Here is a 24,089-nt window from a genome sequence, read left to right as displayed (position 1 = left end):
CGCCAAGAACTTCTACGGATGGTGAGGCAGGCGATCTGAGACAGTCCGTTCGCCTGCTTACCGCGAAATCGTGGCGCACCATGTTCCGTGTTCACTTGTGCACAAAGTGTCTAATCCTTAAATCACGGTTGCTGTACCAAGGATCGCGCTACCCGCCAACAGCAGGAGTTGCGCCATGGCCTATAACAAACCTTTCGATATCGCCGTCATTGGAGCTGACGCAACAAAGCTGTCGGTGGTCGCTCTGGATCTAGAAAATGCGGGTGAGGCGTGCGCGCTTGCGAAGCGGCTGGCTGAAATGACTGGGCGAACTGTCACCGTTCGCGATGCAGATGGCGAGGTCCTCGGCATTTTTCCGGGAGCCAAGAAGAGCTAGGAACGGCCAACGGCAATCGGTGTACCTGATGGCCGACGTTCTTTCCATTACGGAAATGACGGTGCGCCCGTCAAGGTGGCATGGTGATGCATTGAACGAAGTCGACAGGGGTGAACAGCATCCTTGACGTAAGCGAGCCAGAGAGCACGCAAGACGACGTACTTGAAGACTCTCCATCAGCAGCAGAGCCGAACTATTCGGTCGCGGCACATTGCCAGCTCGCAACGCATCAGCTTCATCCCTCTCGCTGTAATGATGGGAGCGGGAGTAGGATTCATCAGCTATTCAGGAATTGTACTGCGCAGCGCGATGCCGAAGAAGACATCCGTGAAGAGCGCCACGCTATAGAAGTCCTCAACCGTAGTGGTTCGGCCATCTTGCCCGCGATGACATCGGCACCGTGCGCGCGGGACGTGTACTCATGTCGTGGATGTCCGCTTCTGAGGGCCGATCTGAAATGTGCAAAATTCAGACCGTCACCGCACGTGAGCTGCCACGGACATCGTTCCCAGCCCATACTGAACCGACGTCAATCGGCATATAAACAAGGCCGACCGGTAAACCCGGCAAGCCTTGCACGCCGTCAGGACGGGGAGGCGTTGCCATTCTGGTGCAGATACGCTGAATCAAATCCGCCCTCAATGAGGACTCTCTCGACGTCGATCAGCTTGACCATCTTCTTCTGCAGATCGAGAACGCCATGCGCGCGGAAGCCCTGAAGAACGCGATTGACGTGCACGACACTTAGCCCAAGCGCCTCCGCCAAATCGGATTGGGTAACAGGAAACTCAAACTCGTCATCGCCGACAAGTCCGACCGTCGCTAGGCGTTCGCGCATTTCGGCGAGAAGATGCGCCATACGGGCCGGTGCTTGGCGCACTGCCACGTTGACGATCCACTCACGGAAGATGGCGGCGTCGATCAGCGTCTCGCACCAGAAAGCGCGCGCGACGGCGGGCCGCTGCTCGATCAGTGCTGAAAGAGCGGAATGGTCGATGAAGCCCAGTGTCGCAGCGGATATTGTCGCCAGATCATGATCCATCGCCCTGAGAAAAAGACTCTGTAAGTCCGGAATGTCTCCCGGGATGTGGAAGGACAGGATCTGACGCTTGCCGTTCTCGGCAATCTTCGAACGGCAGAGGAAGCCACTCAGGACCAAACAGCTACGTTTGGGGCAATCACCTTCACGAACGACGTAAGTGTCCGCTGTAAGCTGCTTTACATCGACGGGCAGCGTCTTGATTGCGGCGGCGTCCTCGTCGGACAGCCGAGTGTTCGCACGCAATCGTCGGATCAGGATTTCTGTGGGATGCATGATGATTCTCCTGATGGCCGAAGGCAAGACCATCCGTCGAGGTCGGTTCACAGATGCCAGGAACACGTGATCCAAGTTGCATGGCCAGGTGCAAATCGGGCGCTACGACGAAAGGCCGAATCTTTCCGGAGTAAGGAACAAGTAATAGGTCCGAGCGGTCCTCAAGCCCTCTTATTCACTTTAAGGAGATGAAACGACCGTGCGATTGCTTCCTGGCTATACGCGACGAGTTCGGTCGTTGTTGAAAGCATCTCCTTCGTGTGTTGAATACGTTCGGATGTACTCGTCATGCAGCGCACAATTTCCCGCCTGCAGCGATCCATGCGCGCGTAGAAAGCGCTATTTTGGCAAGTTTGATCCGATTCTGCGATGAACTCTGCCTGAAGCAGGCCGCCTTGACCGTGAATGGAGGGATTCATTTGATCTGGGGTGAATCGCGCCATGCAACACAGTGTGGGACTAGGGCGCGAGCACGACACTAAACTAGATCAAGATCACGACCGTGCAATTGAGGTACAGGAGGGACCAAAAGTGTCGTCCGGCGTTCTTCCCGTGGAGGAAACCCATGGACAGCCCGCTAATCAGGAAACTGGAGCAGTTCGCGCCGTTCAGTGACGAAGACCGTCAATTGCTGAACCGTATTAGTTGTGAGCGGCAGCGACAGTATGGTCCGGGACAGGACATCATAAGGGAGGGGGAGCATTCTTCTGATATCCACCTCGTCATCAGCGGCCTGGCATGCCGCTACAAACACCTTGAAGATGGCGCCCGTCAGATCATGGCGTTCCTGGTGCCCGGCGACCCCTGCGATTCGGAAATCTTCATCCTCGATGAGATGGATCATAGTATCGGGACATTAGCGCCCAGCCTCGTCGCATCCATCTCCGGCGAAATCATGAAGGATCTCCTTCTAAATCGACCAAGCATCGCGCTGGCGTTCTGGTGGAACACCTTGCAGGACGAAGGCGTCCTGCGTGAGCGCATCATCGATGTGGGCCGTCGCGACGCATATGCGCGAATCGCGTTTCTGACCTACGAAATATTCCTTCGGATGCGCGCCTTCGGAGTGGTGGACGACCAAAAGTTCGAATTTCCCGTGACTCAGACGGATCTGGCCGACGCGACCGGTCTCACACCAGTGTATGTCAACCGAATGCTGGGACGCCTCCGTCAGGAGAATCTGATCAGCATTGAGGGAAATACCTGGACGGTGTGTGATCCTGCCGGGCTGCGCAATGCGGCACGTTTCGAAAGCAATTATCTGCACCTCGATCGGGCAAAACGGGAGCCTGACAGCGAACCCGCCAGGCGAATGCGTGGGCTAATCTGATGTCTACTTTTCTCGATGCGCGGCCGTCTCCCACTGAGGGCACTCCGGTCAACCTGACGGAGATCGCGTCAGGTATGAGCTGGAGGCAGGCCTGCGAAACCTTGCGGATTTGCCACAGGCCCGGAACGGCTTCTATCAGAATCCGACCACTCGACGGCCCTGAAAGTGGAGCACCTGACGACGGCTCCTCTGACACCATCTATGTTGTCGTTTCTGGCTACGGGATGTTGCGCTTGGACAGCAAAAAGATGGAATGCACGGCCGGCGATTTGCTGTTCATCCCGCGGGGCCACCCGCATCACTTTGATCGCACGGATGGAGAGATCCGGATTTGGAAGATCAGTCTCGCCCAAGATTCTGCTGACGAATCCTAGCTCGGTCACCGTACATCGCCGTCGCGCCCGCCTGCAGAGCGCTCGGCCTACGAGTTCCAAGTGATGGCGCGTCGCATCGCCCAAGCGTCGGAGATCGGGACGCTGCAGCAGGCCAGCCTCTGGACGGCCTAGGCAGACCTCCTGATGTCGCGGTCCCAGCGACCCTAGCGCGGTGCCGTCCGGCGGCCTCTGCGCTTCACATGGCGAGACAGCTTTGGATCCAAGCGCAACCGAGAGATAAGCCGAGGTCTATTCGATGATTTCGTCGGCCCTCCCGAGAAGGTTGAGCGGCATATCCAGTCGGAGGGCTTTGGCGGTCTTGAGATTGATGACCAGTTCGACCTTGTCGGATCGCTGAACCGGGAGGTCGGCCGCCTTCTCACCCTTGAGGATCCGGCCGGCATAGATACCCGACTGGCGATACGCGGACGCGAGGCTAGAGCCGTAGCTCATGAGCCCTCCGGCCAACGCGAACTCGCGAATTGTGGAGATTGACGGCAGCGAGGAGCGGGCCGCCAGCTCGGCGATCTGACCGGTCCGGCCGTTGAGAAAACCGTCCGACACGACGACGACCGCGTCGACCTTCGCCGCGGCAAGCGTCGCGAAGGCGGAGGGGATGTCGGCCTCGGCGCTCGCATTCGCGATGCGAACCTGCAGTCCCAAGGTGAGCGCGACCTGACGTACTTCGGCCACATCGTTGTCGGCATTCGGATTGTGAGGATTGACCAGGCAGCCCACCACGGCAAGGCTCGGCTTCAACTCGCGTACGGCCTCCAGCTGCTTCACGACGATTGCGCTGGCTTGCGAGCTCGTGCCGGTCACGTTGGCTCCCGGCCGGTTGAGGCTGGCCACTAGGCCGAGTTGCACCGGATCGCTCCCGATGGTGAACACGACGGGCACGATTTCCGTGCCGCGTTTGGCAGCCGCTGCCACACTCGGTCCGCCAAGTGCCACGATGACGGCCGCCTGGGCGCGGATCAACTCGGCGACCAATGCCGGCAGGCGATCGTTCTGGCCATCCGCGCCGCGATATTCGGTCGTCACGTTCCGGCCTTCGACGTAGCCGCCTTCGTTGAGGCCCCGCCAGAGCGCCGCCAAACGCGTCGCGTCACCGGGTTTTGCCCCGCCGGAAAGAAAACCTACCACCGGATTCCGGTGCTCCGCCGCAGCGGCAGGCGACCGGGTGGCCACTGCCATCCCGATTGCCACCACGACATCTCGTCTTCGGATCAGCGTCATTGAGCAGCTTACCGTGCCTATCGCATTGAACCGCAGGTCGGATCCGTCCGCCTACTTCCGGTACATGGGTTTCGACGCTGCGGGCTCCGGCGCCGCCGGCGAGATCTGGAACGTCACCCATGTGGTCCAGCCCTCGGGCCGGTTCTCGGCGGCGAAATCCTTGTAGCCCTTGAGGTTGAGGTATCCCTGATAGTCCTTCGAGATCGGCAATATGAACCCGATCTGCGGTCCGATGCCGGCAACGCGCCCCTTGAACTCCCCTAACTTGGCGCCGGCCCCCGTATCTCCCGTAAGCTGCTGAAAGTAATAGCCGGCCAGGCCGACATGGACGGTCTTGCTGATGAACTGCGAGGCTCCCCAGTCGACGTGGAAGTCGATGCCGTTCTGATACTGCAGGGCATTGTTCATCCCGCTGTAGGTGAGGCCTCCTGCGACGGAGAATTCGTGGCCCGTCTTCGGATCGAGGTAGGTGTAGCCGGCGCCGATATCCACCGCGGTGAAGCCGAAGCTCAGATTGGCCAAACGGTTCGGATCGTAGGTGCCGCTCGGGATGTTGCCGGTGACGTAGACCATCTCGTTGTGGACGCCCTGGTTCCATTTCAGCGTGCCCTGGTAGAAGACGTCGGCGAAGGTGGTGCGGTTGTCGCTGGCGCCTCCGGAGATGGTGTTGCCCCGTGGCCCGGTCAGCGTCGCGTCGATTCCGACGCCGATGTTGCCGGGCGCTCCGAGAACGGTGATCGCGGCCTGGCCTCCCAGCACCGGTGTCGCGAAGGTGTAGGTCAGGCCTTGGACGAGGACGTCGGCGTGCGCGTTGAGCCCGGCGACGATGGATCCGCCCCTCTGGAATTCCCGCCCGCCGCCGGCGGACTGCTGCAGATGCAGGTAGATGGTCGAATAGGCCCAGCCCGGCATGACGGGCGCCGCCACGAGGCTGCCGAAGGTACCCGGCAGCCAGAAGCTGAGGCCGCCGTTGTCGGCCAAGGCGGGCGCCGGCGCGAATGTCGCGAGCGCGAACGAGGCTCCGAACGCTGCGATCCAGCGGTGTCCGACATTTCCCATGACTCACTCCAGGTTGGTCCATTCAGGTCAGTGGCCTAGTTGTTTCGTGCTTATTCCATCTGCATGCGGACGCCTTTGGCGCCGTTCAGCAATCGTCTCAGGTGAAAGCCCGCCAGCGCGTCGCCGGCATGCTGGCCGACCAGCGCGGCGAACGCCGGCATCGCCGAGACGTCGCCCGCTTCCAGCCTGGCGAAGGCCTCGGCATAGGTCCTGGTCGGGGGGGCATCGAACGCCGAGGTGGTCAGCGGCTCGTAGGCCCGAAGCGGCTCGCTGCGTCCGCGCAGGACGAGGTCGCCGACCGGCCGTCTTTCGAAGTTTTTGGTGGCTTCGGCGGCCGCGGCACTGACGCAGATCCGGGTGCCGAGAAACTTGTTGGCGGCTTCGAGACGCGCCGCGATGTTGATGGTGTCGCCGTACGCGGTGTAGTCGAAGAAGCGGCTGCCGCCGAAATTGCCGACCAGCGCGGGGCCCGCGTGTACGCCGATGCGGGTAGCCCCGAAGTTCACGCCCCTTGATTTCCAGCGTTCCCGAAAAGCTTCCGCCCAGGCGTCGAGATCGTGCGCGCAGGCGATCGCGCGCGCGGCATAATCCGGCTGGTGTCCCGGCGCGTTGAAGAGAACCTGGACCGCGTCCCCGATGATCTTCGCGACCGTGCCTTCATGCGCGAAGACGACCTCGGTCATGCCCTCCACGTATTCATTCAGCAGCGCACTCAGTGTTTCCGGCGCCGCGGTCTCCACCAAGGACGTGAAACTGGTGATGTCGGTGAAGATGGCCGCGACGTCCCGGCGGTGCACCTCCATGCCGTTGCTTTCCCCGCGGGAGGCGAGCCGGGAGGCGATCTGCGGTGAGAAATATCGCAGGAGGGAGGCGTGAGCGCGCTCCGCCTCGGCCAGCCGGCGGCGCGCCTCGCGCATCGTCTCGACATGGCGAACGGTCTTCTCGATGGTGGTTTCGAGGTCGCCGAAGTCGATCGGCTTGGTCAGGAAATCGAAGGCGCCGCGGTTCATCGCGGTGCGGATGTTGCTCATGTCGCCGTAGGCGGACACGATGACGGTCGACTTCTTCTCGTCGGCTTCCTGCAGCTTGGCGAGCAGCGACAGCCCGTCCATCCGTGGCATGTTGATGTCGGACACCACCAGATCGACGTGCGGATGCCGCTCGATCGATTCCAGCGCCTCGATGCCGTCGTGGGCGAAGACGAACTGCACCGCGCCCTCGCGGATTTGCCTGCGGAACTTCTGCAGCACCAGAGCCTCGAGATCGGGCTCGTCGTCGACGACGAGGACGGTTGCGGTCATGCGGCCTCCCCGAGCCTGGCGTCGATCTCATGGCGCAATTGCGCGAAGTCGATCGGCTTGGTCAAAAGATCCGCCGCGCCGCGTTCGATCGCCTTGCGGCGGGTTTCGGCATCGCCGTAGGCCGTGATCATGATCACCGGAACGTCCGGACGCTCCGCGCGCACCTTCGGCAGCATTTCGAGTCCGCTCATGCCGGGCATGTTGATGTCCGACAAGATGAGAACGAGGGCCGGTTCGGCGGCGTCGGCGGTGCGGGCCAACGCCGCCAGCGCCGAGGGGGCGAACTCCATCAGGAAGCGACCAGCACGAAGGTCGCGCCGGAATTGCTGACGGAACAGGACTTCCACGTCGGGTTCGTCGTCGACGACCAGTATGCATGCGGTCATTCCGTGCCTCCGGCCTTGGCACGCGCCGCCGTGCGCGGCAACGTGACGATGAATTCGGTGAAGGCGCCCGGCTCGGTGACGACGTCGATCCGGCCGCCGTGCTGCTTCACCACGATGTCGTGGCTCAACGACAAACCCAGTCCGGTGCCTTCGCCCGCGGGTTTGGTCGTGAAGAACGGGTTGAACATCTTGTCCTTCACTTCCGGCGGGATACCGGCGCCGTTGTCATGGATCGTTACTTCCACCCTGTCGCTGAAGCTTTTCGTGGCCGCGCTCAGCACAGGTTCGAACCCGTTCCCGGCGCTTTCCTTGCGCTTGGCCGCGGCGTAGAAGCCGTTGGAAATCACGTTGAGGAATACCCGCGTGATCTCCTGCGGATAGATGTCGATCATGCCAGCGTCGGGATCGAGGTCGCACTCGAGGGTGACGTTGTACCCTGGTCTCTCGGCACGGGCGCCGTGGTAGGCCAAAGCGAGGCTTTCTTCGACGATGGCGTTGATGTCGGCCGGACGAAGTTCGCCGGCGCCTTCGCGCGAATGCAGCAGCATGTTCTTGACGATCGAATCGGCGCGCGCACAGTGCTGCACGACTCTTTCGAGATTTCCCTTCAGCATGAGCGTGAGCTCGTCGACCTCTTTCCGCGTCGTGCCGTCCAGCGCGGCCTGCCCGAGCGTGTCGTCCAAGTCGTCGATCAGCTCCGTAGATAATGCCGAGAAATTGGTGACGAAGTTCAACGGGTTCTTGATTTCGTGGGCAATGCCCGCTGTGAGCTGACCGAGCGAGGCCAGCTTCTCGGTCTGTATCAGGCGGCCCTGGGCGGCGCGCAAATCCTCCAGCGAGATCGACAGATCCCTGGTTCGCGCCTGCAGTTCCTCGAACAGTCGCACATTCTCCATTGCGATCACGGCCTGGTCGGCGAACGTTCGCAGCAGGTCGACGTGATGCCGGGCGAAGGGTCCGGGCTCCTTCCGGGTGACGCTGATCAGGCCCACCAGGCCCTTCTCGTTGCGCATCGGCGTCAGCAAAAGGCTGCGAAACCCCCGCGCGCGCCCGATGTCTCTGACGCCGGCTCTATCCGCCAGCTCGGAGTCGGTGTCGCTGATTTCCGTCTGCCCCTCCCGAACGAGATCCAGCAGCGGAGAGGTTGCGACACTCTGCGGGAACCAGGCGCGCAAAGCCGCATCCGCCTCCGGACCGAGTGAGGTGAACGCTGCCAGGTCGACGACATCGCCGACGACCCGGACGACCGTCGTCGTATGGCCTCCGACCAGTCTATTCGATCGCTCGGCGATCGCGTCCAATACCGGATGGATGTCGGAGGGTGAACTGGCGATCACGCTCAGAATGTCGGCCGTCGCGGTCTGCCGCTCCACACTGATCCGCAACGCGTTCTCGGCCGCCATCTGTTCCGTCACGTCGGTATTGGTGCCGAACCAGCGGACGACTTCGCCCGCCTCGTTTCGGATCGGTAGCGCGCGCGAGAGGAACCAGCGGTAGCTCCCGTCTCTGCTCCGGAGAGGAAAGGTATCCTCCCACGGCGTGCCGGTGTCGAAGCTTTGCTGAATGCGCTCGACGACGCGGTCCACGTGATCGGGATGGTGGACCTTCCGCCAGCCCCAACCCTGCATGTCCTCGAGGGTGGTCCCCGCGTAGTCGTGCCAGCGCTTGTTGTACCAGTAGATCGAACCGGCGGCGTCCGCCGTCCAGGCGAACTGGCTGATGTTGTCGGCAAGCTCCCGGAAACGGGATTCGCTTTCGCGCAGCGCCGCGTCTTGCGTGGCGAGCGCTGCCTCGGCGCGCTTGCGGTCCGTAATCTCCTCCGCGGCAACGTTGACACCGACGACCTCGCCCGCCGAACCCCGCACCGGGTGCCAGTAGGTGACCCAAAAGCGCGCTTCGGTCTGGTCGGCGCGCTGGCCTGCAACCTCGATCCCGAGCACGGGCTCGCCGGTCTTCACGATCGAGGCAACGATGCTTTCGACCGAATCGGCGAGAGCGGGCACGCAATCCCTGACGGTGTTGCCCAGATGACCTTCAACGGAAATCCCGCAGATGTCCGTGAGACGCTGGTTAATCTGGAGATAGCGGCAATCGGGAGAGAGAAACGCGAGCCCGATGGGTGCTGTGTCGTAGATCACCTTCAGCGTCGGCTGCTCGGTCAGCGGAAACATGACCGGCTTGCTTTCGGCGGCTAAGAGATTTCGATCCTTCGACACTATGACCTCCTTTCCGCTTAGGCCCTCAGAACGGATTGACGTAGTTGGTGATCGCGACCTGGCGCAGCAGCACGCGGCGGACCATGTGAGTGGCCTGCAGATGGTCGGTGTAGATGGCCGCGGTTCCCGTGCTGCCGGCCGGCAGGTTTCGTGCGAACTGTCCGTCGTCGAGCTTCACGCGCGCGACGAACGGGATCGCCTCGATCGACTTCGGCAGGACCGCGGTGCCCGAGGTCTGCGCCTGCCCGGTGGCGACCGCCTGCAGCACGCTTTCGACCTTGCCGCCGAACACCCGTCCGGGCGCGAACTTGAAGGTGATCTCCACTTCCTGGCCCGGCTCGACGTAGCGCGCGTCGATCTGGTTGATCTCGACGCCGATGATGGTGCCGGACGTGTCGATGAAGGCCATGACGGGCGTCAGCGGCAGGTTCGCGACCCGGGCGCCCTTGCGCAACGCGACGTTGGTGACGTAGCCGTCGGCCGGAGCACGGACCGTGGTCTTGTCCAGATTCCACCTGGCGCCCTCGAGCTGGGCTTTCAGCTGGTCCACCTCGGACTGGCGCTGCTGCACGTCGAAGCCCCGCCCGGCGTCGCGTTCGAACAGCGTCGTCATCTGCAACAGCCGCATGTCGGAGAGCTTCAACTGCGCCTCGATCGCCTTGACCTGGGCATCGAACGGCGTCGGGTCGATCCGGAACAGGACGTCGCCCGCCTTCAGGGGGGCGTTGGCGAGGACGGGCACGTCGGTCACCTCGCCGGCGACGTCGGGCACGATGGCGACCGCGTTGCGCACCACGATAGCGGACCCCTGCGGCGCGCCCCAGTTCATCGGGATCAGCAGCCCGAACAGCACCAGGGCCATGACGATGAAGGGCGACAGCTTCCAGAACAGGTTGAAGCGAACGATCTTGAAGTGCACCAGCACGAACAGCAGCACCAGGTAGGTATTGATGATCGCGGCGCCCATCAGACCTGCTCCGGCCTGCGGCGGGGCACGTCGACGTAGGCCCAGATCAGGGCAATCGGCCACAGCGCGAAACCGCACAGCAGGGTGATCCAGCCCGCGACGGTCACCGCCTCCGCCTGCGGATGCCCCCGGGTCTTGGCGATGTGCCCCGGCAGCCAGCCCGCGATGCAGAACACGCCGATCGCGCTGGCGACCAGGATGATCAGGACGATCCACGCGAAAACATCGTAGCCCGTCATTGGATCGTCCCCGCCCTGCTCGTCCCCACCCGGTTCGCCCCCGATGGGAACACGGTCGCCCAGTCGCGCTTCATGTCCACCACGGTCCACGCGCCGGCTGCGGCCGCATCCAGGGCCTTGTCGAGCTTGCCTATCTTCGACTGGCGGTCGTAGGCGTATTCGCGGTCTGCATCGGTGTGATGGACGATGCCCATGAAGCGGGCGCCGGATCCTGCCGCGGTCCACTGCAGCATCTGCAGGTCGCCGTCGGAGTTGCCGAACGCGAAAATCGGGCGTCGGCCGATGAAGCGGTTGATGCCGGCCGGCTTGCCGGGTCCGTCGTCGATGAACTCGACCTTCGGAAGCTTCATCAGAACGGGACCGCCGCGGGGACCGTTCGCCAGCTTCACCAGGCCCGAGGAGCCGACCACCTGCTCCGGCGGGATGCCGTAGACCTTCTCCATCCACGGCCGCATGAATTCGACGCCTCCGCCGGAGACCACGAACGTCTTGAACCCGTTCGCCCGCAGGTAGGCCAGCAGTTCCAGCATCGGCTGGTAGACCAGTTCGGTGTAGGGCCTGTTGAACCGCGGATGCCGGGCACTACCGGTCCAGGCGACGACGGATCTCGAGAATTCTTCCGTGGTCATGCCTGCGTGCGTGGCAGCCATGATCTCCAGCAGTCCCTTCTCGCCGGCAGCCTTCAGCGCGCGCCCGTCGTGCTCGAAGAGGCCCTTGAAGGGCTGCTTCGTCTTCCACTCCGGATGCTTCGGCGCCATGGCCTTGACGCTGTCGAGCGCGAACGCGAGCTGGAAGTACAGCGGCTGTTCCGTCCACAAGGTGCCATCGTTGTCGAACGTGGCGATCCGCTCCGCCGGAGCCACGAAATCCGGATTGCCATCCGTCGTCACCCTCGCCACGAAAGCTGTGATGGCGGTCTTGGCCGGACCTTCGTTCCAGGAGGGAAGCGGGTCGGCCGGCTGCGCCAAGGCGCCGGCCCAAGCCCATGCGGCGAGGAAGCCCAGCGCCAATCCGCGTCTGCTGATCGCCATCCGCATCATCCCGGTGCCGCTCCCTTCACGCCTTCGCTTTGGCGCCGGCGCACGTCGTCGAGATCGCGATCGAGGAAGTGGTTCAGGAAGGTTCGGATCACCGCGACCGCCCCGATCCGTCCGATCGCCTCCCAATTGGTCGTGATGGAGGTCTCGATGATGTCGGCGGCGAGTTGGAAGGTCAGAGCCGCCACCAGCCAGCGGGCGTAGCGGAGCCAGACTTCGCGGCGCTCATGTCCGTCCGGCGCCGAAAGCATCGCGCGCAGCCCGCTGAAGAAGGCCTCGATCGTCCCGATCACCACGATGACGAACGCCATCGCGTCGATCACGACGATGGCGTTCTCCGTTGCGATGATCAGCCACTGCTTCACGGGCGACCCCAGTCCAGATGCTCGGTTGCGAAGGGCGGCGCGACCACCGCCCTTCATTAATCGTGAACGCCACTCGCTCCGGCGTACCGGAAACTTGTCAGCTTCCCGCGACCGTCGCGTGCAGCTTCTCGACGGCCTGGTCCGCAGTGAAGGTGTTCGGCTTCTGAATCTTCGGAAAGTCGACGAAGGTCTCGTTGAACTTCATCATCAGCGCGATCGCTCCGTAGATGATGTAGTCGTGGTGGAGGAACCAGTCGTAGTAGGAGTTGGAGGTGACATCCGCGAACTCGAAAGGATCGGTCCGGAGATTGAACAGCTTGGCCACCCGCAACGGCGTGAACGGTTCCGCCCAGACGCCCATGGTGCCCTTCATGCGCTGCTCCATGAAGACGATCTTCCAATTGTCGTACCGGATACCCAGCGTGTCGCCGTCATCCGAGATGTACATGAACATCTTGCGCGGCGACTTTTCCGTTGCCCCGGTGAGATAGCTCAGCAGGCTGACGCCATCGATGTGGTTCTTGTAGGTGCGGCCGAGCGCCTTCACGCCCTCCTTCAGGTCGTCGACGACGGTCTTGTTGCCGGCCAATTCCAGGAAGGTCGGCAGCCAGTCGTGATGCTGGACGATCTCGTTCGAGATGGAGCCAGGCTTGATCTTGCCGGGGTAGCGCACCACCAGCGGAATGCGAAACGCCCCTTCCCAGTTCGTGTTCTTCTCGCTGCGGAACGGGGTCATGCCGCCGTCGGGCCAGGAATTGCGGTGGGGACCGTTGTCGGTCGAGTACATGACGAGCGTGTCATCCGCGATGCCCAACTCGTCGAGGTAGTCCAGCAGCGAGCCGACGTTCTTGTCGTGATCGATCATCGTGTCATGGTACGGCGACTGCCAGCGCCCTGCCTGCCCAAGGCTTTCCTTCTTGGTGTGCGTGAACAGGTGCATGTGGGTGAAATTGACCCAGACGAAGAACGGCTTGTCGTCGTCCACGGCCTTTTTGATGAAGCTCTTCGCTCTGTCGGCGAAATCGTCATCGCACGTCAGCATGCGTTCCTTGTTGAGCGGGCCGGTATCCTCGATCTTCTGCTTGCCGACCTTTCCCCAGCGCGGATGGATCGTCGCATCGTCGGTGTCCGTCGCGAAGCTGTGGATCACGCCGCGCGGCTTGACGGTCTCGATGAAGTCGCCGAACTCCTCCTTGGGAAAGTAGTCATACATCTCCGGCTCTTCCTCGGCATTGAGATGGTAGAGGTTGCCGTAGAACTCGTCGAAACCGTGATTGGTGGGCAGCATGTGGTTCAGGTCGCCGAGGTGGTTCTTGCCGAATTGGCCGGTGGTGTAGCCCTCGTTCTTCAAGAGCGCCGGAATCGTCACGATTTTTTCGTTCATGCCGACCGGCGCGCCCGGGATCCCCACCTTGGACAGACCGGTGCGCATCACGCTCTGGCCCGTGATGAACGACGACCGTCCGGCCGTGCAGGACTGCTCACCGTAGGAATCGGTGAAGAGCATTCCTTCCTTCGCCAGTCGGTCGATGTTGGGCGTCTTGTATCCCATCACCCCCATCGAGTAACAACTCAGGTTGGTGATGCCGATGTCATCGCCCCAGATGACGAGGATATTGGGCTTTTTGGTCTTGGCCATTCTCTCGCTCCATTGCTCGATGCTTGTCGCCTACTTCGCTCTCTCGAGTTCGCTCCCTTGTCGCCAGAACCTTCTCAGCCGAACGGTCCCGCGCTGAACATCATGCTCACGATCACGCAGACGGCGAACAGCAGCAGGACGATCGCGGTCAGCAGCGTCAGGGAGACCGGAAAGGTGCTCTGCGCATGGATGAGTCCGTCGGCGGCCATCGCCTTCCGCTCCTCGCGGAGGTGATACATGAACTGAACGTGGTAGATGATGCCGCCGACGAGCATCAGAATGCCGAGCGCCACCAGCGTCACACCGAAGTTACGGCCCGAGCCGGCGTGAGCGATCACATCGTGCTCGCGCAGCTTTTCGAATACTTGGGCGATCGTGAAGCCGAACGAGATCAGGGAGAGCGAGGTGCGGATCACCGACATCAGAGTCCGGTCGGCGCTCATCCGGGTGCGCTGAAACGACATCCCGGTCCGCCGCGACGAGAGCTCGACCGAGATATCGTCGGAGCCGGACTGGCGGGTGATGTGGGGAGCTGTCATGGCGTGCGATGCTCCCGGCGCGCGAGCCACCATCGGGCAAGGACCTGCGTGATCCAGCGGAAGACGAAATACGGGATCAGCGCCAGCAGGACTGCCATCATGACCGCCTCGGCGGGGTAGAACCGGTCGAGCACCTTGTACTGGTAGATCACATCCATGCTCAGCCCCAGCAGGACGGTGCGGGCCGTCGCCAGCAATGCCTGCCGCACGCCGCCACGAGTGCCGCCGTCGCCGCGCGCGTTCGAGATCCCGTCCGGAATGGCCGCGATGAGCGCCATCGTCGGTTGCAGAAAGAAGCGGAACGTCATCGGCCCGTGAATGCGGTCGGCGATGTCCGTCCAGAACCGCTGGTGCACCTGCAGCGAAAAGCCATAGGTGTAGGCGCCTATCGTGAGCAACGCCGCCGCGAGAACGAGGGCGAGCCATGTCATGGCGACCGCCGCATGCGATGGGGCGCCGGCGCTCATGAGGCCCCCTCCCTGACGACGCAGCGGAATCCGATGTGGCTCGACGACGTGTCGACCGGCTGGGCGTGTCTTGCTGCGGGCCGATAGCGCCGGCAGTAGTTCGGCGCGCACAGATGCGAGCCGCCCTTCAGGACCCTGCGCGGAATCTTGATGTTCGGCTGGCGGCTGTCGTAGCTGCCCTCCTCGCGTCCGCCGCGCGGATTTTCCGGGATGCAGCAGGCCTTGGGCGCATCGGCTTCGTGCCCGGCGAGTACCAGTCGGAGGTCCACTCCCAGACGTTGCCGATCATGTCGTGCAGGCCATAGCCGTTCGGCGGGAACGCGGTCACCGGCGAGGTTCTCTCGTACCCGTCCTCGCCGAGATTCTGCCGCGGGAAATTGCCCTGCCAGGTGTTAGCCATGTGACGTCCGCCAGGCGCGAACTCGTCGCCCCAGGCGAACTCGACGTCCTCAAGCCCACCGCGGGCGGCGAACTCCCATTCGGCCTCGGTCGGCAGGTCCTTGCCGGCCCATTTCGCATAGGCCAGCGCGTCGGCGTAGGAGACGTGAACGACAGGATGATTGTCGAGCACATTGATGTTGGTCTTGGGCCCATAGGGATGCCGCCAGTCGGCACCCTTCATGAAGCTCCACCACTGGCTCCAGTCGCGGAGATCGACGGGGCGCTGCGGCGGCGCGAACACCAGCGAGCCCGCGTACAGCATGTGCGGAAGTGCGCCCGGATAGTCGGCTGGATCCGGAGGGGCCTGTGCAGTCGTCACGTGGCCGGTGGCGCGGACGAATTCCTTGAACTGCCGATTGGTGACTGGGGTGCGGTCGATCCGGAAGGCACCGACGGTGACGCGATGAACCGGAGCTTCCTCCGGATAGTGGTCGTTCGATCCCATCCGGAACGTGCCGCCGGGAATGACCACCATGTCTGCGGACGGCAGATCGTCCCGCAGCGGCTCGCGCTTTCTGATTCCAAGTTCCGACATCGCCGTTACCGCCGCGACTACCGACAGTAGTCCCAGAAGCCCTGGGTGCGCGACGGATCGGTGTAGTACCAGCACATGCCGGGCGCGGGAGCCGCACCCGCCCAGGCTGCGGCGGTTGCTGCGGTCACCATGCCGATCGCGGCGCCCGCGGCGATCGCGCCTCCCCGCGGCCAGCGATAGTTAGCTGGACGCGCCCAGCGGACGCCGCCGCCATGATAGCCGGGGCGGGCAACCGGCCCGCGTCGCACCACCGTTCTGCTTTGATAGACGCCGCCGCGCGGACCGACAGCCGTATGCCTGGCAACCGCGCGTGCTCGTACCTGCAGGATGGGAGCATCCGCCGATTGATCGGCCAAATGGCCGGCATTGATGGAAACCGGCGCGAGCGGTGCGGCGTCAGACTGCAAAGGCGCGCAGCAGATTGCGGTGATCGCGAAAGCGGCGGTCAGGACGATTTGCCGCAGCGGATTCGAAGCGTCGTTTCGCATGGCCTTCTCCCTTTTGCTCGGCGGTGAGCATTGTTCTTTTGATCAAGCGCCAACGTTCCCCCCGCACGGATGCGGCAGAGGAGCGAACGTATGTTTTCCGCGTGATATGCGGATCTCAGAAGAGATGGTTGGCCACACGGCCGCCCGTTGATTTCGCGCATTCTAAAGCCGGACCGCGGACGAGCGCGGCCGGATAACGACATCAACAGGTCAGATGGGTGCCCGCATGATCACCTTCGTTTCTGCGATCTTCGATCGCCAGGAAGGAAGCTTTGTTCTTGTTCTTGAACTTAGATCATCTCTTGGTTGCATCATATGTTAAGAGCGATCCGCAATGTTGGCAAACGTTTTTTCGCGCAGGGCGAGTGTCGGCATCGCCTGAGATTTGAGCTCGCTTGTATCTTTTGCGCCGTCGACAAGCGTCCTTCCGTCATTCACTGGCATGATGCCGAGCGACGGCGTCGTCCGGGTGAGCCACCGAGAAGGCTTCGAGCCTTTCGTTGCCATTCCGCTTGCCCGTGCTCGACAACGAGGCGTATGCGCGCTCCCACTCCGCCACCAGGGCTAGTTGCTGGTCGCTGGCGTCCGCTGCTGCGCATATCAACTCGAACACCTGAAACTTCGCGGCAAATCCCTTCGGGCTGATGCGACCGATGCTGCGAAAGAGAAATTCGTCCGCGACGCGCGCCTTGACGGCCTCGCTCACCAGCACCGTGGTCCCGTACCTCTTATTGAGCCCCTCCAGGCGGGCGGCGAGGTTCACCGAAGCGCCCAGCGCCGTGTAGTTCATGCGGTCCTTGGAGCCGATGTTGCCGACCACGACGTCTCCGACGTGCAGGCCGAACCTGGTCCGGAACGGCGGCAGACCTTCGGCAGCGAATTCGGCATTCAGCCGACGATTGGCTTCGACGCAGGCCAGCACAGCATGGCAGGCGTTCGAGACGTGCCGCGCGTCCTCGGTCGGTGCATTCCAGAACGCCATCACCGCGTCGCCGATGAACTTGTCGACCGTGCCTTGTCGCGCCATGATCTCTTCGGAAAGCGCCGAGAAGTAGCGCGAGGTCATCCGCATCACGCCGGTGGGCTCGGCGGCTTCGGTCAGCGAGGTGAAGTTCTCCACGTCCGTGAACAGCACGGTCAGTTCCCGGCGCTCGCCGCCGAGCTCAATGGGCACTTCGCTTTCGACCAACTGCCGCACCAGCCGCTTCGGAATGAAGTTCGAGAACGTCCGGACGAGATTCTTCATGGCGGCGATCGACCGGCCGAGATCGTCGATCTCCCGCACCACCGACCGGATGCGCGGGGTCTGGCCAGGTCGAAGTGCCGGATGCCGTCGGTCTCGATCGCAAGCGCCCTCATCCGCTTCGACATCATCGCGCCCACCCACAGCACGATGGGCAGCACGGCCAGCACGAACCCGAGCGCCGTCAGGAACAGCCGCCGGCGTTCTCCTTCGATCTGCGAGTAGAACTCGTCGATGGGCGCGGAGACGCCGAGCCGGAGGTTGGCCGCCCCAGCGGACGCGATGGTGCGGAATGCCGCCGCATGGACCCGCCCGTCGGCATCCTCGAAGATCTGCTGAGACACGCCGGTCTTTTTCCAGGCATCGACAGCCTTCGCGATCCCGATCCGATCGACCTCCGCGAGCTTCGGCAGCCCCGCCGCTGCGGCCGTCCCGCCGCTGCCTGCCATCAGTTCGGACATCTGCGGATGGGCGAGAACGCGGTTCTCGTCGTCGAACAGGACGACCATGCCCGAGTTGCCGAGCTGCTGCCTGCGGAGCAGCGCTTCGGCCTCGCCGGTCAGGATGTCGCCGGCGACGACCCCGCGGGGCGAGCCGGCTATGGGCATCCGAAGCGTGTAGCCGGGCTGCCCGATGGCAAAAAAGATATAGGGCTCCGTCAGCGGCCGCAGCTCCTTCTCGAACGCCCCATCGTACCAGGGCCGCTGGCGGGGGTCGTAATCGGAGGGTCCCGGCCGCCGCTCGATCGAGCTCAGATCGTCCCGCAGGAAGTCGATGGTCGAAGCCCCGCCGGAATCCGGGATGACGAGCAGGCGGAATTGCGCCCCATCGGGAGCTTCGGTCCTCAAGCGCGCGATTTCGCCGCCACGTTCCAGGTAGTCCATCTGCACAAATCTGCCGTCGTCGTAGCCGGCGTAGAGGCTGTAGAGTTGGCGGTTGTTGCGGAGCATCGACGCCAACAGTGCGTAGAGCCTGGGATTGTCACGCACAGCGGCCGATCGCACCGACGGCAGATCCTGCAGGACGTCCAGTCCGTCGCGGACCGCCATGAACTGCGCGTCGATCCGGTCGGCCGACAGCTGAGCGACAGTGTCGAGGAAAGACGCTGCCGCCGTCCTGGTGATCGCGCCGACCCGCTCGAAGCTGAGGTAGACCAACGACAGCCCGACGAACAGGACGGTTCCGACAAAGATCGCGGTGATCGACGTCCTGAATCCAATTCTGAGGCTGCGATCGGGCATGTTTTGCCGCCGATGGTTTCTGCCAGCGATCCATCTTGCGCCTCCTTGGCGCCGGGAGCAATTGCGCGGAACTCCGCCAAATTTCATCGAAATGAGCGGGAGGCCTCAAAGACGCGGCCGCTCTTGCGCCCGCGCCGCGATCAGGAGCGGCGTCGTTTCCTAGGAAACTTCCGCTAATCGAGACGTTTGAAGGCTGCTGTCCCGCCCCACGCGCAAGGAGACTTTCAAATGCTGGAACGACGCATTCTTCTCGCCGGCATCGCTGCGACCATGGCCGCGCCGGCTCTCGCTCAAACCGCCGGCAAAGAAAGGACGAATGACGCCTCCAAGGACTCGTCGATGTCTCAAACCACTGGTGCAGGTACCGGCACGATGGGGGATGCCGAGCAGAAGCACATGACAGACACGAAGGCCGTGGGTTCGATGTCGCTGCTCGCCTCGCGTGTCGCGGTCAAGAAGGTCCGCGACGACGACATCAAGGAGTTTGCCGAATTCGAGGTCGCCGAGCAGGAGACCATGGGCGACGTGCTGATGTCGATGATGGATCCGAGCAAGGCGACAGGTAAATCGAATCCTCCGTCCGAATCCGAGGCTCGCCAGCACGTCCCGCAGGACGAGCAAGCCACGCTACAGAAGATGGAGCAGATGGAGGCCAAGGAGTTCGAGACGGCCTATGTCCGCGCGCAGACCGAAGGTCACCAGAAGCTGCTGCGCATTCAGGAGGACTATCTCGCGAGCGGCAAGGATCCAGCCCACATCAACGTCGCGAAGCTGGCGCGTGGGCAGATCAAGGAACATCTGCAATTGCTGGCGGATCTGCACGACGACGATGACAAGAACGCCACAACCGGTCGATCATCACGCGTCAAGAAATAAGGGTGCTGAGCGCCTGAGTTCGGCCGGGCCAGGGGCCGCCGAGCGGCTTGCCCTGCCTACGATTGGATAATGCACAAAGGATGCTCGCCAATTCCAACGACGAATTGGAGGGTCAAATACGACAGCGCCGGCAGCGGGTAAGAACACCTGGGAAAGCCCAGAGCAGATCACGAAACCGCGCTGATCAGGATATCGCGGCGGACTTGGAGCGCACAATTCGGCGCGGCGTGCTGCTCAGTCGTTTGGATCGATTCCGTCCGCGATGGCATGAGCGCAAGGCGGCCCAATCGACGCTGCAGACGACTCGGTCCCCGTTATCGAACATCGCGAAACTACCCAGCTTCATATTCTGCCATAATCAACTCGCCGGATCTATCGGGGACAAGGGGCATTCGGAGCCCCTGTCGCGGTTCTGAACTATGTCTATAAATCAACGGCTTTGCCCATCGAGCCAAATCAATAGATTGTCCCCTAGGAGCCATAGTCAGCGCGATCGAGAGAGGGTTCCGCAACTGCGCGGCAATACCGGCATGATCGGCGAACACCAAAGCGGTTGCCCTCATGCCGTTGCGTTGCCTTTGCCGATGGCGTGCAGCTTCAGTTTGCTGAGATCATCGCCTACACGGAAGCCCCGCAGCTCGGCAAGGGAGGACGGCCGCGCCGAGATGGGGAGGAGAGCTTTGACGACGAAGAAGTCAGAGCGGCCCTTCAATGCAAACGTCCGCGCAATCGAGACTTCCACAGCGCCTGATGGTGTCAGACACACCCCGCGCTTGGCCAGAGGAGATGCATTCGACCTAACGCTTTGATCATCCACTCTGCCGTTCAGATATACCCTTGCAGAACGAGCCCGTCCTTCCCACGTTCAGACGAAGATATATTTGCGGCTTATTGCGCCGCCCCCGGATCAGTTGATAGTAGCAGCGGGTCTCTTCGGCCAGTCTCAATTAGGTGCTCAACGTCATTGGCTGCACTGATCGACACTTAGAAGCGGTTCGCTTCCCATCGCGGCCACTGCCCTCGGGCCAAGCGGCACCCCCCCCCCGGCGTGCGTCGATAGCATGCGAATTCTTTGCATGGCGGAATCGCGAACCCGATAGAGACGGCCGCGAAATGCAAGAGGCCCCCAGGTTCGGACTGGAGGGCCTCACAATCCACGAGGGGTACATCCGCCCTCCGTGTGGATTTGATGAAACTGCGCTTGCGCGGCTACCGCTTACTGCCTTTAAGCGTCTTCTCAACGCGCTTTCGGCTGCTGCCGACCTTCTTCACAGCCTTCTTCACTGCGCTCGCGGACTTTCCCGTTTTCTTCGACTCGTGCCTAACCTCGTAGTTCTGCTTGCTCGCGACGCGCGCGCGATCCTGTTTCCTGCCGCGAGTCGTCTTTGCTTTCTTGGCCATTCAATTCCTCCTTATGCAGAGCGAAACGCTGCGAAGAGTCCTAAGTTCCTGATGGAAGATTCCTAAGTTCCTGATGCAAGACTACAAGGTATCAGGAGTCTTTCGTGGTGATGACGAGTCTTGGTCACGCAGCTCTTCCACAGCGGCCTGCCAGCACTCTTCTTCCTTGTCCTTTGGGCAGCCTAGCCGCTCCCATATTTGATAGGCGCGGACTTTAATTTCTTTTTCCGTAGGCTCTGACATTCCTCACTCCGCGATTGTTTCTGCAATCCGGTGGCGCGCAACCGCTTTTCGCCCCGGAGAAACCTCAAAGCCGCGACGATCAGCATGCAATCACGACCCGCCTTGTCTTTCTGCAGGCGGACCGCATTTTCGTCCTCATGCGCCAAGGGGACAGTATTCCGTAGGTCTGCATTAGGCGGTCAATCACTTGCATCTTAAGCACCCTGAAAGCACCTCAACGGCGCAACGGGCGACTCGTTCCATTTACGGAACAGCCTGCTTTCCGAAAAGCTTTGGACCGCATACTGAGGCTATCTATCCGGCGTTGAATCGGTGGAAGGGTTGGGCCTCCACCACGCTTGCACTGGAGATGCCTGTACGAATTAAGCTGGCGCAAACGACACGCCTTTGGAAGTCCCATTCGTCCGCCATAACCCCATCATCTGGGTGTTAGGACCGGTCTCGCTCAAACGAAGCGCGCTTGCTGCGATGATCTTGCGGTGGTTATCCAGGATTTCGGCGGGGGCACCGCTACGAATTAGAATGTTGCGGGCTTCCGCCAGCGCGTCAATTTTCTCATTTACCACTAAGAATATCTCGTCGGGCGTACCCTTTCCGGCAGCTAGCAGGCGAAGGCGCAGCTCGATAACCTGCAGAGCTTCTACCGGAAGCGACAGCATCGGACACCAATAGAACACTGCGCGCACTCCGAAACAAGAATAAGGGCCGCTCCGACAGACGGCCCGTTGTTCGCTGCTATTCTTCCTCGGCGGTCTGTTCGATAGCCTGGGGCATCCTCGCGACCGACATTAGCGTGCGTGCGATTTGATTGAGAAGCTGATCCGCATTTTCCTCCTCCGCCAGCGACTTCGACAAGAGCGCCACGATCGCGCTGTGGCGCAATTGCTGGGCCAGATTTTTGGCAGTCGTGTAAGCGGACGCCTCATAGTGCTCCACCCGCTGGGCCGCGCCAATCAGCGCAAGGTCCGCGATGGCGTCTTCCTTCTTTTCTCCCTCAGCCATGACCTCCTGACCTTCTTCGACAAGGCCCATCATGCCCTTGCAGGGCTTGGCCCGCGCCGTCTCCCCCAGAAGCGAAAAACACTCGTTCAGCCGCTCGATTTGGGCTTCGGTCTCTACAAGATGCTCCTCAAAGCACTCGCGCAACCGAACGAAGCGCGCAGCTTCCGCCATTTTGGGAAGCGCCTTGGTGAGCTGCTTCTCGGCGTGCAGGATATCTCTCAACTCGTCGACCAGCAGCTCACTTATGCCCCCGGGCGCCGTGGGAGGTGAACTTTCCGCCTTGATCAGTGCTTCCCCGTCGGGGTCGCTGATGGACAGGGCTGGAGAAGATAAGAATTCCCAATCGCCTCCCTCATTCCAAGGTCCCCTTGTATCTATCTCGCCCTCATCGCCGGTGCCGGTTGAATCGTTGAAGAACTGATCAACGAGACCAGGCGTGGGGGCGATCTTCCCAATCGAGAACGCCGGCTTCTTCATGCTTTCGAGTGCGGCGGCGAAAGCTTTCATGTGCGTAATCTCGCGCGTCATGAGAAATTGAAGCGCATCCTTCGTGCCCGCATCGTCGCAGAAGTTGATAAGTCGCTCGTAGACGATCTTGGCCCGCGCTTCGGCAGCGATGTTGCTGCGCAGATCAACGTCCAGCTCCCCGGTGATTTTCAGGTAGTCCGCCGTCCAGGGATTGCCCTGCGAGTTGAAGAGATTGACGCCGCCGCCTCCGGCGATGGCGATGAGCGGATCGGCTTCCGCTTTCTCACGGTCGAATTTCGTCGGCTTTAGATGAAGACGTGCGAGGGAGCCGACGACTTCAAGATGGCTGAGTTCTTCAGTACCGATATCCATCAGAAGGTCTTTACGGTCGGGATCCTCGCAGTTCAGGCCCTGGATCGAATATTGCATCGCGGCCGCGAGCTCCCCATTGGCCCCGCCGAACTGCTCAAGAAGCATGTTGCCGAAACGCGGATCCGGCTCGTCCACGCGAACAGTGTACATGAGCTTCTTCACGTGATGATACATGATGACCTCTGAGGCTAAGTCCCGGAAAGTTCGATCACCAATTCCTCAGCGCAGCGTATGTTCCTGGTTACGCTCCTGCCTTCGAAGGCTTTGGCTCGTCAAGCGCGTCAAGTAGGGGGACGCGTCATCAGCAACCGCGAAGCAACCCGCTTCACGCAGCTTCGGCTGAGAACCCGCCGCTCAAAACCTCGGCCGCCGCGGCGCCGGCACCCGACGCAGCCTCTCTCCGATCATCACAGCCCCGGAGCCGGTAAGGCTCAGCTTTCTAAGCGCCAGCCCGACAAGGCGGGGATCGGGTTGGCCGTGCTCGACATCATCGTCGCAGGCGGTCGCCTCGATGAATTCACCGACCGCTAACGAGAGAGAGGTAGTGCTTCAGTTCGGGGTTGGAGTCTGCCAGGTGCCAGAGGCTAAATTCCACTGTTCTGGTCGAGAATTTCTCGCACGCGTAACGCGAGCTTTGCCTGAGATATCGGCTTTTCCAGTAGATTAACGCCCTCGTCGAGTCTTCCCTGGTGAACGACAGCGTTGCGCGAATATTGGAAGTCAGCGAAGTGGCGTCATGCTCAAGTCAAGTCGCGAACCTCGGTCTGGCAGCCCAGCCTCGCGGAATGACAGGGGCAAGTTGCGGTAGGATGCGCCCGAGGTGTTGACGCGCGACGACGGCCTCGAGGAAGCCCGACGCATCCCGCGCCGAGCTCTTAAAGCTCGAATCGCGCTTAACACCCTTTCCGCGTGCGAAAAAATTCCGCGTCG

The 24,089-nt window shown here is 62.0% G+C and carries 25 protein-coding genes and 1 pseudogene; 4 read left to right on the top strand and 22 right to left on the bottom strand.

From position 1 onward, the window contains the following. Positions 1-175: 175 nt before the first annotated feature. Entirely contained in the window at positions 176-376 is a 201-nt protein-coding gene (locus IVB41_RS32640; protein WP_247438622.1) for a hypothetical protein, read from the top strand. Between the two features lie 583 nt (positions 377-959). Here the strand turns inward: IVB41_RS32640 and IVB41_RS32635 are convergent. Next, entirely contained in the window at positions 960-1,691 is a 732-nt protein-coding gene (locus tag IVB41_RS32635; protein ID WP_247438619.1) for a Crp/Fnr family transcriptional regulator, read from the bottom strand. A 565-nt stretch (positions 1,692-2,256) separates the two neighbouring features. Here IVB41_RS32635 and IVB41_RS32630 point away from each other — a divergent pair. Further along, positions 2,257-3,021, top strand: coding sequence for a Crp/Fnr family transcriptional regulator (locus tag IVB41_RS32630; protein ID WP_247438617.1), 765 nt, complete (start codon positions 2,257-2,259; stop codon positions 3,019-3,021). After that, a complete protein-coding gene (locus tag IVB41_RS32625) occupies positions 3,021-3,395 on the top strand; it encodes a cupin domain-containing protein (RefSeq protein ID WP_247438616.1) in 375 nt (124 codons plus the stop codon). Before IVB41_RS32630 ends, IVB41_RS32625 begins: the two co-directional genes overlap by 1 nt. 249 nt (positions 3,396-3,644) lie before the next feature. Here the strand turns inward: IVB41_RS32625 and IVB41_RS32620 are convergent, their stop codons facing one another. The 16 genes and pseudogenes from IVB41_RS32620 to IVB41_RS32545 all read right to left on the bottom strand — a co-directional run bounded on the left by IVB41_RS32620 (position 3,645) and on the right by IVB41_RS32545 (position 18,713). Next, positions 3,645-4,634 (bottom strand): ABC transporter substrate-binding protein, encoded by a 990-nt coding sequence (locus tag IVB41_RS32620; RefSeq protein WP_247438614.1) that lies wholly within the window; start codon positions 4,632-4,634, stop codon positions 3,645-3,647. A gap of 51 nt (positions 4,635-4,685) precedes the next feature. Further along, positions 4,686-5,693, bottom strand: coding sequence for a transporter (locus tag IVB41_RS32615; RefSeq protein ID WP_247438612.1), 1,008 nt, complete (start codon positions 5,691-5,693; stop codon positions 4,686-4,688). 50 nt (positions 5,694-5,743) lie between these two features. Then, positions 5,744-6,994, bottom strand: coding sequence for an adenylate/guanylate cyclase domain-containing protein (locus IVB41_RS32610; RefSeq protein WP_247438609.1), 1,251 nt, complete (start codon positions 6,992-6,994; stop codon positions 5,744-5,746). Beyond that, entirely contained in the window at positions 6,991-7,380 is a 390-nt protein-coding gene (locus tag IVB41_RS32605) for a response regulator (protein ID WP_247438607.1), read from the bottom strand. The genes IVB41_RS32610 and IVB41_RS32605 overlap by 4 nt, the downstream gene beginning before the upstream one ends. Continuing rightward, positions 7,377-9,551 carry a PAS domain-containing protein gene (locus IVB41_RS32600; RefSeq protein ID WP_247438635.1) on the bottom strand — a complete coding sequence of 725 codons (2,175 nt, stop codon included), beginning with the start codon at positions 9,549-9,551 and terminating at the stop codon, positions 7,377-7,379. The genes IVB41_RS32605 and IVB41_RS32600 overlap by 4 nt, the downstream gene beginning before the upstream one ends. 70 nt (positions 9,552-9,621) lie before the next feature. Further along, positions 9,622-10,563, bottom strand: coding sequence for an HlyD family secretion protein (locus IVB41_RS32595; protein ID WP_247438605.1), 942 nt, complete (start codon positions 10,561-10,563; stop codon positions 9,622-9,624). Beyond that, positions 10,563-10,802, bottom strand: coding sequence for a DUF3302 domain-containing protein (locus tag IVB41_RS32590; RefSeq protein ID WP_247438603.1), 240 nt, complete (start codon positions 10,800-10,802; stop codon positions 10,563-10,565). Before IVB41_RS32590 ends, IVB41_RS32595 begins: the two co-directional genes overlap by 1 nt. After that, the gene (locus IVB41_RS32585; RefSeq protein WP_247438633.1) at positions 10,799-11,833 is read right to left on the bottom strand and encodes an HAD family phosphatase; all 1,035 of its coding nucleotides are present in this window, start codon (positions 11,831-11,833) and stop codon (positions 10,799-10,801) included. The genes IVB41_RS32590 and IVB41_RS32585 overlap by 4 nt, the downstream gene beginning before the upstream one ends. Positions 11,834-11,838: 5 nt before the next feature. Then, on the bottom strand, positions 11,839-12,204 hold the full coding sequence (locus IVB41_RS32580; RefSeq protein ID WP_247438600.1) for a DUF1622 domain-containing protein: 366 nt from the start codon (positions 12,202-12,204) through the stop codon (positions 11,839-11,841). Between the two features lie 97 nt (positions 12,205-12,301). Further along, positions 12,302-13,843, bottom strand: a complete 1,542-nt coding sequence (locus IVB41_RS32575; RefSeq protein ID WP_247438598.1) for an arylsulfatase — start codon at positions 13,841-13,843, stop codon at positions 12,302-12,304. A gap of 74 nt (positions 13,844-13,917) precedes the next feature. Next, a complete protein-coding gene (locus IVB41_RS32570) occupies positions 13,918-14,382 on the bottom strand; it encodes a YidH family protein (protein WP_247438596.1) in 465 nt (154 codons plus the stop codon). Beyond that, positions 14,379-14,849, bottom strand: coding sequence for a hypothetical protein (locus tag IVB41_RS32565; protein WP_247438594.1), 471 nt, complete (start codon positions 14,847-14,849; stop codon positions 14,379-14,381). Before IVB41_RS32565 ends, IVB41_RS32570 begins: the two co-directional genes overlap by 4 nt. Next, positions 14,846-15,765 (bottom strand): annotated as a pseudogene (locus tag IVB41_RS32560) (formylglycine-generating enzyme family protein). The gene IVB41_RS32565 and the pseudogene IVB41_RS32560 overlap by 4 nt, the downstream one beginning before the upstream one ends. 77 nt (positions 15,766-15,842) lie before the next feature. Beyond that, the gene (locus IVB41_RS32555) at positions 15,843-16,313 is read right to left on the bottom strand and encodes a hypothetical protein (protein WP_247438592.1); all 471 of its coding nucleotides are present in this window, start codon (positions 16,311-16,313) and stop codon (positions 15,843-15,845) included. Positions 16,314-16,743: 430 nt separating this feature from the next. Beyond that, positions 16,744-17,559, bottom strand: coding sequence for an adenylate/guanylate cyclase domain-containing protein (locus IVB41_RS32550; RefSeq protein WP_247438590.1), 816 nt, complete (start codon positions 17,557-17,559; stop codon positions 16,744-16,746). After that, entirely contained in the window at positions 17,556-18,713 is a 1,158-nt protein-coding gene (locus tag IVB41_RS32545) for a cache domain-containing protein (protein WP_247438588.1), read from the bottom strand. Before IVB41_RS32545 ends, IVB41_RS32550 begins: the two co-directional genes overlap by 4 nt. Before the next feature lie 312 nt (positions 18,714-19,025). Between IVB41_RS32545 and IVB41_RS32540 the strand changes: the two genes are divergently transcribed. Continuing rightward, positions 19,026-19,673 (top strand): DUF4142 domain-containing protein, encoded by a 648-nt coding sequence (locus IVB41_RS32540; RefSeq protein ID WP_247438586.1) that lies wholly within the window; start codon positions 19,026-19,028, stop codon positions 19,671-19,673. Positions 19,674-20,232: 559 nt separating this feature from the next. Here IVB41_RS32540 and IVB41_RS32535 read toward each other — a convergent pair. From IVB41_RS32535 to IVB41_RS32515, 5 genes are all read right to left on the bottom strand, one after another. Beyond that, the gene (locus IVB41_RS32535; protein ID WP_247438584.1) at positions 20,233-20,385 is read right to left on the bottom strand and encodes a hypothetical protein; all 153 of its coding nucleotides are present in this window, start codon (positions 20,383-20,385) and stop codon (positions 20,233-20,235) included. A 497-nt stretch (positions 20,386-20,882) separates the two neighbouring features. Next, the gene (locus tag IVB41_RS32530) at positions 20,883-21,074 is read right to left on the bottom strand and encodes a DUF3606 domain-containing protein (RefSeq protein WP_247438582.1); all 192 of its coding nucleotides are present in this window, start codon (positions 21,072-21,074) and stop codon (positions 20,883-20,885) included. 81 nt (positions 21,075-21,155) lie between these two features. After that, positions 21,156-21,317: a DUF2934 domain-containing protein gene (locus IVB41_RS32525; RefSeq protein WP_247438580.1), complete on the bottom strand. Its 162-nt coding sequence runs from the start codon at positions 21,315-21,317 to the stop codon at positions 21,156-21,158. A 362-nt stretch (positions 21,318-21,679) separates the two neighbouring features. Beyond that, positions 21,680-21,976: a hypothetical protein gene (locus IVB41_RS32520; RefSeq protein ID WP_247438578.1), complete on the bottom strand. Its 297-nt coding sequence runs from the start codon at positions 21,974-21,976 to the stop codon at positions 21,680-21,682. 76 nt (positions 21,977-22,052) lie between these two features. Next, the gene (locus IVB41_RS32515) at positions 22,053-23,333 is read right to left on the bottom strand and encodes a DUF892 family protein (protein WP_247438575.1); all 1,281 of its coding nucleotides are present in this window, start codon (positions 23,331-23,333) and stop codon (positions 22,053-22,055) included. Positions 23,334-24,089: the final 756 nt, after the last annotated feature.

The sequence above is a fragment of the Bradyrhizobium sp. 44 genome, from assembly GCF_023073095.1.
Classification (GTDB): Bacteria; Pseudomonadota; Alphaproteobacteria; order Rhizobiales; family Xanthobacteraceae; genus Bradyrhizobium.
Note: the sequence above shows the minus strand (reverse complement) of the source record. Positions and strands in the feature narration are given on the sequence as shown.

Coding starts and splice junctions, on each gene's coding strand:
- IVB41_RS32640 (WP_247438622.1), top strand. CDS start 176: ATGGCCTATAACAAACCTTTCGATATCGCCGTCATTGGAGCTGACGCA.
- IVB41_RS32630 (WP_247438617.1), top strand. CDS start 2,257: ATGGACAGCCCGCTAATCAGGAAACTGGAGCAGTTCGCGCCGTTCAGT.
- IVB41_RS32540 (WP_247438586.1), top strand. CDS start 19,026: ATGCTGGAACGACGCATTCTTCTCGCCGGCATCGCTGCGACCATGGCC.
- IVB41_RS32555 (WP_247438592.1), bottom strand. CDS start 16,313: ATGCGAAACGACGCTTCGAATCCGCTGCGGCAAATCGTCCTGACCGCC.
- IVB41_RS32590 (WP_247438603.1), bottom strand. CDS start 10,802: ATGACGGGCTACGATGTTTTCGCGTGGATCGTCCTGATCATCCTGGTC.
- IVB41_RS32615 (WP_247438612.1), bottom strand. CDS start 5,693: ATGGGAAATGTCGGACACCGCTGGATCGCAGCGTTCGGAGCCTCGTTC.
- IVB41_RS32565 (WP_247438594.1), bottom strand. CDS start 14,849: ATGAGCGCCGGCGCCCCATCGCATGCGGCGGTCGCCATGACATGGCTC.
- IVB41_RS32525 (WP_247438580.1), bottom strand. CDS start 21,317: ATGTCAGAGCCTACGGAAAAAGAAATTAAAGTCCGCGCCTATCAAATA.
- IVB41_RS32620 (WP_247438614.1), bottom strand. CDS start 4,634: ATGACGCTGATCCGAAGACGAGATGTCGTGGTGGCAATCGGGATGGCA.
- IVB41_RS32610 (WP_247438609.1), bottom strand. CDS start 6,994: ATGACCGCAACCGTCCTCGTCGTCGACGACGAGCCCGATCTCGAGGCT.
- IVB41_RS32595 (WP_247438605.1), bottom strand. CDS start 10,563: ATGGGCGCCGCGATCATCAATACCTACCTGGTGCTGCTGTTCGTGCTG.
- IVB41_RS32625 (WP_247438616.1), top strand. CDS start 3,021: ATGTCTACTTTTCTCGATGCGCGGCCGTCTCCCACTGAGGGCACTCCG.
- IVB41_RS32570 (WP_247438596.1), bottom strand. CDS start 14,382: ATGACAGCTCCCCACATCACCCGCCAGTCCGGCTCCGACGATATCTCG.
- IVB41_RS32600 (WP_247438635.1), bottom strand. CDS start 9,551: ATGTTTCCGCTGACCGAGCAGCCGACGCTGAAGGTGATCTACGACACA.
- IVB41_RS32585 (WP_247438633.1), bottom strand. CDS start 11,833: ATGGCGATCAGCAGACGCGGATTGGCGCTGGGCTTCCTCGCCGCATGG.
- IVB41_RS32635 (WP_247438619.1), bottom strand. CDS start 1,691: ATGCATCCCACAGAAATCCTGATCCGACGATTGCGTGCGAACACTCGG.
- IVB41_RS32605 (WP_247438607.1), bottom strand. CDS start 7,380: ATGACCGCATGCATACTGGTCGTCGACGACGAACCCGACGTGGAAGTC.
- IVB41_RS32550 (WP_247438590.1), bottom strand. CDS start 17,559: ATGAAGAATCTCGTCCGGACGTTCTCGAACTTCATTCCGAAGCGGCTG.
- IVB41_RS32575 (WP_247438598.1), bottom strand. CDS start 13,843: ATGGCCAAGACCAAAAAGCCCAATATCCTCGTCATCTGGGGCGATGAC.
- IVB41_RS32530 (WP_247438582.1), bottom strand. CDS start 21,074: ATGGCCAAGAAAGCAAAGACGACTCGCGGCAGGAAACAGGATCGCGCG.
- IVB41_RS32520 (WP_247438578.1), bottom strand. CDS start 21,976: ATGCTGTCGCTTCCGGTAGAAGCTCTGCAGGTTATCGAGCTGCGCCTT.
- IVB41_RS32515 (WP_247438575.1), bottom strand. CDS start 23,333: ATGTATCATCACGTGAAGAAGCTCATGTACACTGTTCGCGTGGACGAG.